Genomic DNA, 8,896 nt, shown 5'->3' on the forward strand with positions numbered 1-8,896 from the left:
CCGCCCCCGAGCAGCAGCAACCGCGCAAAAAGAAGCTCAACCAGCAGCAGGAAGCCGCGCCTGCGGAGCAGCCGTCAGAGCAACAGCCAGCAAATGACAACCAGCCCGGGAAGAAGCGGAAGCAGGGCCAGCAACCTGCCGAGCAGGGCCAGACCCCTGCCGAACTGGCCCCCGCAGGCCAGGGCTCTCGCAAGCTCAAGCCGTTGCCGGCTCCAGGGACCGAACAGGCACCGGCTGGCACCGAGCAGGCGCCGGCTCAAGAGGAACAGCCTTCGAACCAGAACAAGAAGCAAGCTAAGAAACCGCTGACGGAGCAGCCCGCAACGGGACAGCAGCAGCCTGCCACGGGCGAACAGCCGGCAAACAACAATCAGCCCGCGACCGGCGGAAATGCCGCGCAGGGCGAAGCGCCCGCCAAGCCGAACGAGGCGCCTCTCCTCGACARCCAGAAGGATGCCGCGCGTCGGCACAAGGGCCGCCAGCCGGCCGGGCAAAACGAGAACGGCCAAGTGGAAAATGGCCAAGCCGGCACCGAGCAAGGCGGAAACCAGGCCGGACAGCAAGCTGGCCAGCAGCAAGCCCGGAAGCCGGCTTCGGTCAATCAAGGTCCGCCGCCCAGCGACGACAAGACGGCCCAGCAGGAGATCAAGCCTGAAAAGATCGCTCCTGTTACCGAGGAAAAAGGCAAGCGCGTCGAACTCACGCCCCAGGAGGTCGTGCGCGAGCGCCGCCGGCCTCAGGGCGCAGACGTGCTGAGGCAGTTCGGCGACCGCACGATCGTCCAGTTCAACAACCAGATCATCGTGGAAAGCAATGAGGCTCCCCGCATCACCCGCGGCGCGAGGGACGTCTACTACGAGGATCTTTCGGGCGGCCGCACCCGCGAAATCGTCGAGCGCGACAACGGCATCCAGATCGTGACCATCCGCAACCGCAATGGCGACGTCATCAGGCGGTCGCGCATCACGCCGGATGGCCAAGAATATGTGCTGAGCTATGTCGACGAGCGTTACTACAACGATGTCGACGACTGGCGCGATCCGGGCGACGACCTGCCACCGCTGCAACTCGACATTCCGCAGCGGGAATACATCCTCGACTCCGAGGAAGTGCAGAGTCCGGACGACTATTACACTTTCCTCGAGCAGCCGCCGGTCGAGAGGGTGCAGCGCCTCTACTCGATCGACGAGGTCAAGCGCTCGGCCCGCATCCGCGATATCGCCCGTCGTATCGACCTTGACACGCTGAACTTCGATTTCGGCTCGGCCACGATCTCCGACACCGAAGTCCAGAAGCTCGAAGGCGTAGCCACCGCCATGGAGAAAATTCTGAAGAAGAATCCGGCGGAAACTTTCCTGATCGAGGGCCATACCGACGCCGTCGGCACGCCTGAGGCAAACCTCGCACTGTCGGACCGGCGTGCCGAGGCCGTCGCCGAGGCGTTGACCAACTCATTCGGCATCCCGGCCGAGAACCTCACGACACAGGGCTATGGCGAGCAGTATCTCAAGGTCAATACGCCTGGCCCGAACCGTGAGAACCGCCGTGTCGCCATCCGCCGCATCACCTCGCTGGTGGCTCCGGTGGCAAGCAACGAGCAATGATCAATACATGTCGCCCAAAACTGCGCAGCGGCTTTGGGCGACATGCATAAGCAAAGACCTGAAGCGCGTCGCCTGACTCCGTTTCCGCGCGACGCGCTTTGGCGTTTGATTTCAAAATCCTGGCCCGATTTTCGGAATCAGGGCGAGAAGACAGGGGCCCGGCGGGGCCCTATCCTTGAAAAGTCAAGAAGAATCGCCCGCTTGCCACGCCGCGCTCATTGAATCGCCGCATTGCTGTACCCAGATTCTGCTCAGGGCGTTCCCTGCCCTGTCCCGACTCCAGCGGGACACATGAGCCCCGCCGGTGCCCCTCTCCGGCGGGGTCTTTTGTCTAGATAAGCCAACCCGCCATCCAGGAAGCGGCGTCCGCACCGGCCTCAGTAGATGGTCCTGATATCGGTTTCGGTTCTGGAGAACACCTCGTCCGGCACGAAGAAGTCGCCGGCGAGCGGCCCCTTGGCGCCGGGCGCATAGATGGAAAAATCCGTTACACCCTCGGCCCGCAGTACTTCCTCGTCGATGTAGAAATTGCCTGTCGCCTCGCGCGCCGGGCGCAGGAAGATCGCATACGCCGCATCGGCCATGATGTCGGGCGAGCGGCTCATYGCCGCCACCGTCGCGCCGCCCAAGAGATTGCGCACGGCGGCGGTGTCGATGGTCGAGATCGGCCACAGCGAATTGACGGCGATGCCGGCTTCAGCGAACTCGGCGCTCATGCCCAACGTGCACATCGACATGYCGAACTTCGCCATGGTGTAGGCGACGTGGTTCTTGAACCATTTGGCCTTCATGTCGAGCGGCGGCGCCAGATTCAAGATGTGAGGGTTCTTCGCCAACCTCAGGTGCGGAATGCACATTTTGGAGACCAGGAAGGTGCCGCGCGTGTTGATCTGGTGCATCAGGTCGTAGCGCTTCATGTCGGTCTCCAGCGTGCCGGTAAGTTGGATGGCGCTGGCGTTGTTGACGCAGATGTCGATGCCACCGAAGCGCTCGACGGTCTTGGCCACGGCATCGGCGACCTGTCCCTCCTCGCGGATGTCACAGACTACCGGCAGCGCCTTGCCGCCGGCCTTTTCGATCTCCTCGGCCGCGGAGTAGATCGTCCCCGGCAGCTTCGGATGCGGCTCGGCGGTCTTGGCCGCGATCGTCACATTGGCGCCGTCGCGCGCCGCGCGCAGCGCGATCGCGAGCCCAATGCCGCGCGATCCGCCCGAGATGAACAGCGTCTTTCGCTGGAGCGACATGCTTCCTCCGGTTCTTTTGTGAGCGATCCTTGCCCGCGCCGACGGCGAACACAAGGGCCCGTTCCTCCGCCAGAAGGTGACGCAACGGAGGCAGGGCGGCGATCTCGCGAAATCCATTTGAAGAGTGGGAATCTTGTATATATTCTATACAGAAAGGTAGAATTTAGAATGGCGCTATCGATCAAGAATACCAAGGTCGAGCAACTGGCGCGGGAGCTTGCCCGCCGCCGGCGCGTCTCTGTGACCGAAGCGATCCGCCAGTCGCTGGAGCACGAAGTTGCACGCGAGCGGCTGGTGCCGAGGGACGACGACGATCTGTTTCGGCGCCTCATGGCGATTTCCGACCGTGCCGGTCAGATACCGGGTCGCGAAAATGCGATGACAGAGAACGACATCCTCGGCTACGACGAGCTTGGAGTCCCGACACGGTGATCATTGATTCCTCGGCCTTGGTCGCAATTCTGCGTGCGGAGCCGGGCCATGACCGTTTCGTTCGGGCGATCGCGGATGCCAGAAGACGGTTGATCGCTGCGCCCACCCTCCTTGAGACGGGCATGGTRCTTGCTGGCGGTTGGCAGGACGAAATCCTGGAGCAGTTCGATGCCTTCCTGCGCACTGCCTCGAWCGAGACGACGGCATTCACCGCTGATCACGCCGCCGTTGCGCGCCAGGCCTTCCTGCGCTACGGCAAAGGCCGACACCCGGCCGCGCTGAACTTTGGCGACTGCATCTCATATGCCACGGCACGGCTCGAAGCGATGCCGCTTTTGTTCAAAGGCGACGATTTCCGGCTGACTGATATCGATCCGGCTATTTGACAGGGCGCGTCAAACCAGAACCAACCCCTGCCGCATGGCTATGGCGATCGCATCGGTGCGGTTCGCCGCGCCGAGCTTGATCAGGATCGCGGCGACGTGGAACTTCGCCGTGTGCACGGAAATGTTGAGCCGCCGGGCGATCACCTTGTTGGGTGCGCCTTCCGCGAGCAGCGCCAGCACTTCAGCCTCGCGCGGCGACAGCGCCCCGCGAGGCTGGTCGTCGGGGGTCTCGTCCTCGGACAATTCGTGGAAATCGCCGTGAGCGGCGATCTCTGCCGACCCGGCTTTGCTGATGCGATAGCCGGACGCCGCCAGCCGCAAAGCAGCGGCAATCAGCGGGYCGTCGGCCGAGGCAGGCAGCACGGCAAGCACGTTGGCAGCCAGTCGCTCACGGCCGGCGCGCCGGGAAAGCAGAACGGTGGGCACGGTCGACCCGACGGCCCTGCCTTCCAAACCCGCTTCATCGATCAGAGCGACGTCCGCCGTTTGGTTTGTGCCGCTTCCAGCGAGCGCAGGCAGCAGATCGTCGCCCGCCGCAAGCGCATCGGCCAGTTGCTCGGCGCGCGCCGCGTCGCCGAGCGCGATCAGCACCGTCAGCCGGTGACTTGCCGGCTCCGGTCTCGCGATTGTTCGTGCCGCGCTCTCAGCCATCCGCCCTCTCAGCTAAGCGGCTTCTCGCCGATGGTGATCGAGATGTCGCGCCGCGCGCCGCCGCTCAAGACACTGAGCGTTACCGCCGTGCCGGCGCTGTCCGGCCCGAGCTTGCGGATCAGCTCGCGCGGCCCGTGCACCGTCTCGCCGTTCCAGGCGACGATGATGTCGCCGACATGCAGGCCGGCGGCCTTTGCCGGGCCGCTGTCGTCAAGGCTCATGACCATGGCGCCCTGCGTGTCGCCGCTGCGGATCGGATGCAGCCCGGCGCCGAGATAGCCGCGCGCGACATGGCCCTTCTCACGCAGCGTCGCCACTGCGCGCTCGATCGTCTCGTAAGGCATCACCAGCACCCGCCTGCGCGGCCCGAACAAAAGCATGCCGATCAGGCCGCCTTTGGCATCGAGCACCGGACCGCCCTCGAAGCGGCCGCCGGTGTTGATGGCAAGATTGATGCGCCGGTCGATGGTGCCGCCGCGCATCGAGCGCCAGGCGGGCCCGACCTCGCCGACCGTGCCGAACACGGCAAGTGCTGTGCCTTCGCCGTTGCCGACGGCGATCGCGACATGGCCCGGGCGTACGGCAGCGGCCTGGGCCAGTTGCGGCAGACCGGCCGGAGCGGAAGCGGGCTTCAGAAGGGCGACGCCAGTCGAGGGATCGCGGCCGACGCACGCGGCCTTGAAGGTTTGCCCGGAGGCCAGCGTCAACTCGATCTCCTCGCMGGCTTCGACTGCCTCCTCGGCGGCGACGAAGTAGCCGTCCCGCCAGTGGAAGGCACTCGCGGTGCGATGGTGGTGCGTGGCGAAGCTCGCCACGGCCGGCGCGGCGGCTGCCGCGATATCGGCGATGGCGTCGGAAAAAGCACTGAGGTTGAAGTCGCTCATATCATTCATCTCCTGGGTTCTGTGACCCAGATATCGCTCGACGGCATGTGCGGGTACTCGCCTGACGGCTAGTCTGCAGCCGGACTGGCCATGTGGTCAGGTCGCGGCAATCGCGGCCGCTCCGCACATATAGTGCGTGTCGCCCGAAAGTGCCGCGCGATTTTGGGGGAAACGACACGCGCAAAAGAAAAGCATCACTGCGCCAGATCACATGGAGCCCGCCATGGCCTTTGCCGCCGAAAAACTGCAACCCGATGACGTCCTGCTCGACGCCTATTCGGCGACGGTCGCCGATGCGGTCGATCGCATCGGCCCCGCCGTCTGCCGCATCGAGCGCATCGGCGCCGCCGGCGGCCATGGCTCGGGCTTCGTGATCGCGCAGGACGGGCTCGTCGTCACCAATTTCCATGTCGTCGGCGACGCGCGCGGCGTGCGCGTGACGATGCCGGACGGTGCCGCGCGCGAGGGCCGCGTGCTTGGCCGCGATCCCGACACCGACATCGCGCTGGTGCGAGCCGACGGCAGCTTCGCCGATGTAGCGCCGCTCGGCGATTCAAAGCGCCTCAGGCGCGGCCAGATCGCGATCGCCATCGGCAATCCGCTCGGCTTCGAATGGACCGTCACCGCCGGCGTCGTCTCCGCGCTCGGCCGTTCGATGCGCGCCTCGACCGGGCGGCTGATCGACGACGTCATCCAGACGGACGCCGCGCTCAACCCGGGCAATTCCGGCGGGCCGCTGGTGTCTTCGGCCGGTGAGGTAATCGGCGTCAACACCRCCATGATCCACGGCGCGCAAGGCATCGCCTTCGCGGTCGCCTCCAACACCGCCAATTTCGTCATCTCCGAAATCATCCGCTTCGGTCGCGTGCGCCGCGCCTTCATCGGCGTTTCGGCCGACACCACCAACCTGCCGCGCCGGGCTGCGCTGCTCTCGCAGGTTTCGACCAGCACGGCTGTCCGTCTGCGCGGCGTCGAGAAGAACGGCCCCGCCGCCAAGGCCGGCCTGAAGGAAGGCGACATCATCGCCGCCATCGACGGTCGCCCGGTCACCGGCGTCGACGATCTCGTGCGCTTGCTCGATGCCGAACGCATCGGCCGTGAGACGCTCTGCACCGTCGTGCGCCGCTCCGGGGTGAGCCAGGTGGTGGTGACGCCGGTGGCGCGGAGCTGATTTCTATCATGGCCTGACGATCAGCTCGGGCGGTGCCTGCCTGCAGGCCGCCGCCTTCGGCCGGACAGCTCTTGCCTCGAAGCAAGCGCAGGCGAGGACTCGCGCGCCGGACCAATGGCGGCTCATAGACCGCTTGTCTCCGGCTCCTCTTCCGTCCACTCGCCCGGCTCCATCTCGTGGAAACAGCCGAGTTGTCGCTTGAATTCATCGATCAGCCAGGAAGCCGCAGGCTTTGGACTACGGTCGGTGCGGTGCATCGCATAGAGCGGCGAACGCACCTCGCGGTAGGGTTCCAGATCGAGCGCAACCAGCCGGCCGTTGGCGAGATCGTCGGCAATCAGCCAGCGCGGCAGCCCGCCCCAGCCAAGCCCCTCAAGCATCAGCGCGTGCTTGGTGCGCACGTCGGTCAGCCGCCAGGTGCGATAGGCAAAGACGCCATAGTCGCGTCCGCGCGTCCGCTCCGACTGGTCGGAGACGACAAGCTGGATATGCTCGCGCAAATCCTCGACGGCGATAGGGCCCGGCAGTTTCGCCAGCGGATGGTCGGGGGCCGCCGCCGGCACCAGCGAGGTGAAGCCGATGCGCAGCAGATTGACATCGGCCTCGCCTATCAGACCGCCGAACCCAAGATCCACCTGGCCGCCGACCACATGATCGACGATCAGGCCGAGCGAGCCGATCTGGAGGCGCAGCATCACCGCCGGAAACTGCGCCTCGAAGGCCTTCAGCACCCGCACGAGCGCCGGCGAAGGCAGCGTCACGTCGACCGAAATCACCACTTCCGCCTCCAGTCCTTGCCGGTAGYCGTCGGCGCGCGAGCGGATGCGCTGCAGGACGCCGAGCATGCGCCTTGCATCCTCCAGCATCGCCTTGCCGACATCGGTCAGTTGCGGCTCGCGCACGCCTTCGCGCTCGAACAGCTTCAGGCCGAGCTGCGCCTCGAGATTGGCAATGCCGTAGCTGATCACCGACTGCGCCCGGTTGAGCTTGCGGCCCGCGGCCGAAAAGCTGCCCGTATCGGCCACTGCCACCAGAATCTGAAGCTGGTCGAGCGTCGGGTTTGGTTGCATGATCAATCCAAATTCCAGATAGATTACATGCAAATTATACCAGTTTTCCAGATAGAGCGGCAATCCCATATTGGCGGCGAAAGTTCAAACCAACCCAAGGGACACCGCCATGTCTATTCTGCTCGTTACCTCCAGCCCGCGCGGCGCTGCTTCGCATTCGACCCGCGTCGCCAACGATCTCGCCCAAAAGCTGCTTGCCGCCGACCCGTCGGCCAAGCTCGTCGTGCGCGACCTCGTCGCCAATCCGCTGCCGCATATCGACCCCGACTATGCGACCGGCATCTACACGCCCGTGGAGGCGCGCAGCCAGCGCCAGGCCGAGGTGGTCGGCGTGTCCGACGCCGCGCTCGAAGAGTTGTTTGCGGCCGACACGATCATCCTGGCCACCGGCTTCATCAACTTCAACATCTCCTCGACGCTGAAGTCGTGGATCGACCACGTCGCCCGCTCCGGCAGGACCTTCGCTTACGGCGCGAACGGCCCGAAGGGTCTCGTCACCGGCAAGAAGGTCTACATCGTGCTCGCTTCCGGCGGCATCTATTCGGAAGGCGCCGCAGTGCAGATGGATCACGCCATCCCCTATCTGCGCAGCATGCTCGGCTTCATGGGCATGACCGATGTCGAGGTCATCCGTGTCGAAGGCGTCGCCATGGGCGACGACGCAGTCACCGCAGCCCTCGCCAAGGCGACCGCCAAGGTCGACGCGATCGCCGCCGCCAGTGCCGACCAGGCCGCGATCGCTRCATAGCCCCCAAGACGGAAAAGGCAGGCGCCGGTCGGCGCCTGCCTTTTTATGCTAGCTAGGAATACTTCCAAAAAGCTGGCTGACCTTCAGCCGAACAGTCTCTCGCCCTGCTCGTCGACCAGCTGGATGYCCTTCTTGATCGAGATGTCGACGGCATCGTCCAGCCCGGCGAAACGGTCGGCGCGGATGAAGCGGTGCTCCTTCACCGCGCCGTCCACTTCCTTGGAAACGACGCCGCAGGTCTGGTACTGGCCGTCCGCCTTGTAGGGCGTGGCGCTGATCAGAAATCCCTTATGCTCGACCTGCTTTGCCGGCTTCGCCGACGCGGAGTCGCCTGCCTCACCGCCACCGCCGCCAAAAAGACGTTTCAGAAAAGACATGGCGCATCCTCCAACGGCAATCGTCCTGCATCACATAGCGCGCTGCAGCACGATTTTCACTACAGCATGATCCCGAAAGTGTGCAGCGGTTTTCGAGGAAGATCATGCTCAAACAAAAAGATAAAGCGGGACGACTTTTCGAGGAAAGGTCGTCCCGCTTTAGCGATCAATGATTGCACCGGCAATGGCGCCTTCGGAGCCGGCCGCGGCTCAGCGGCGCGACAAAGCCTCGAGTGCTGCGGCAGCGTCTTCCAGGATGCTGATCGCCTCCGCCTGCTTGTCTTCCGGCGCATCGACGATGTCGCTGAGCGCGGCGCGCAGCCGGTGGC

The 8,896-nt window shown here is 64.9% G+C and carries 10 protein-coding genes and 1 pseudogene; 5 read left to right on the forward strand and 6 right to left on the reverse strand.

Features of this window, described 5'->3' with window-relative positions:
• Positions 1-1,604, forward strand: a 1,604-nt coding sequence (locus ORS3428_RS05160) for an OmpA family protein (protein WP_244507858.1), incomplete at its 5' end; no start/stop codon positions are given.
• Between the two features lie 377 nt (positions 1,605-1,981).
• Here ORS3428_RS05160 and ORS3428_RS05165 read toward each other — a convergent pair.
• Positions 1,982-2,848, reverse strand: coding sequence for an SDR family oxidoreductase (locus ORS3428_RS05165; protein WP_071095218.1), 867 nt, complete (start codon positions 2,846-2,848; stop codon positions 1,982-1,984).
• A 168-nt stretch (positions 2,849-3,016) separates the two neighbouring features.
• Between ORS3428_RS05165 and ORS3428_RS05170 the strand changes: the two genes are divergently transcribed.
• Together ORS3428_RS05170 and ORS3428_RS05175 are read left to right on the forward strand one after the other, a co-directional pair.
• The gene (locus ORS3428_RS05170; protein WP_071095221.1) at positions 3,017-3,280 is read left to right on the forward strand and encodes a type II toxin-antitoxin system VapB family antitoxin; all 264 of its coding nucleotides are present in this window, start codon (positions 3,017-3,019) and stop codon (positions 3,278-3,280) included.
• On the forward strand, positions 3,277-3,666 hold the full coding sequence (locus ORS3428_RS05175) for a type II toxin-antitoxin system VapC family toxin (RefSeq protein WP_071095223.1): 390 nt from the start codon (positions 3,277-3,279) through the stop codon (positions 3,664-3,666). Before ORS3428_RS05170 ends, ORS3428_RS05175 begins: the two co-directional genes overlap by 4 nt.
• Before the next feature lie 9 nt (positions 3,667-3,675).
• Here the strand turns inward: ORS3428_RS05175 and ORS3428_RS05180 are convergent, their stop codons facing one another.
• Entirely contained in the window at positions 3,676-4,317 is a 642-nt protein-coding gene (locus ORS3428_RS05180; RefSeq protein WP_071095224.1) for a helix-turn-helix transcriptional regulator, read from the reverse strand.
• 8 nt (positions 4,318-4,325) lie between these two features.
• The gene (locus ORS3428_RS05185; protein ID WP_071095232.1) at positions 4,326-5,201 is read right to left on the reverse strand and encodes a S1C family serine protease; all 876 of its coding nucleotides are present in this window, start codon (positions 5,199-5,201) and stop codon (positions 4,326-4,328) included.
• A 223-nt stretch (positions 5,202-5,424) separates the two neighbouring features.
• On the opposite strand from ORS3428_RS05185, the gene ORS3428_RS05190 reads away from it, so the two are divergent.
• The gene (locus ORS3428_RS05190) at positions 5,425-6,372 is read left to right on the forward strand and encodes a S1C family serine protease (RefSeq protein ID WP_071095234.1); all 948 of its coding nucleotides are present in this window, start codon (positions 5,425-5,427) and stop codon (positions 6,370-6,372) included.
• Between the two features lie 122 nt (positions 6,373-6,494).
• On the opposite strand, the gene ORS3428_RS05195 is transcribed toward ORS3428_RS05190, so the two are convergent.
• A complete protein-coding gene (locus ORS3428_RS05195; RefSeq protein WP_071095236.1) occupies positions 6,495-7,442 on the reverse strand; it encodes a LysR family transcriptional regulator in 948 nt (315 codons plus the stop codon).
• A 109-nt stretch (positions 7,443-7,551) separates the two neighbouring features.
• On the opposite strand from ORS3428_RS05195, the gene ORS3428_RS05200 reads away from it, so the two are divergent.
• On the forward strand, positions 7,552-8,190 hold the full coding sequence (locus tag ORS3428_RS05200; RefSeq protein ID WP_071095226.1) for an FMN-dependent NADH-azoreductase: 639 nt from the start codon (positions 7,552-7,554) through the stop codon (positions 8,188-8,190).
• Positions 8,191-8,273: 83 nt separating this feature from the next.
• On the opposite strand, the gene ORS3428_RS05205 is transcribed toward ORS3428_RS05200, so the two are convergent.
• A complete protein-coding gene (locus tag ORS3428_RS05205) occupies positions 8,274-8,567 on the reverse strand; it encodes an HlyU family transcriptional regulator (protein WP_071095228.1) in 294 nt (97 codons plus the stop codon).
• 210 nt (positions 8,568-8,777) lie between these two features.
• Positions 8,778-8,896: pseudogene (locus ORS3428_RS34295) on the reverse strand (PadR family transcriptional regulator); the annotation flags it as partial.

It is taken from the genome of Mesorhizobium sp. ORS 3428 (assembly GCF_001854785.1).
Lineage (GTDB): Bacteria > Pseudomonadota > Alphaproteobacteria > Rhizobiales > Rhizobiaceae > Mesorhizobium.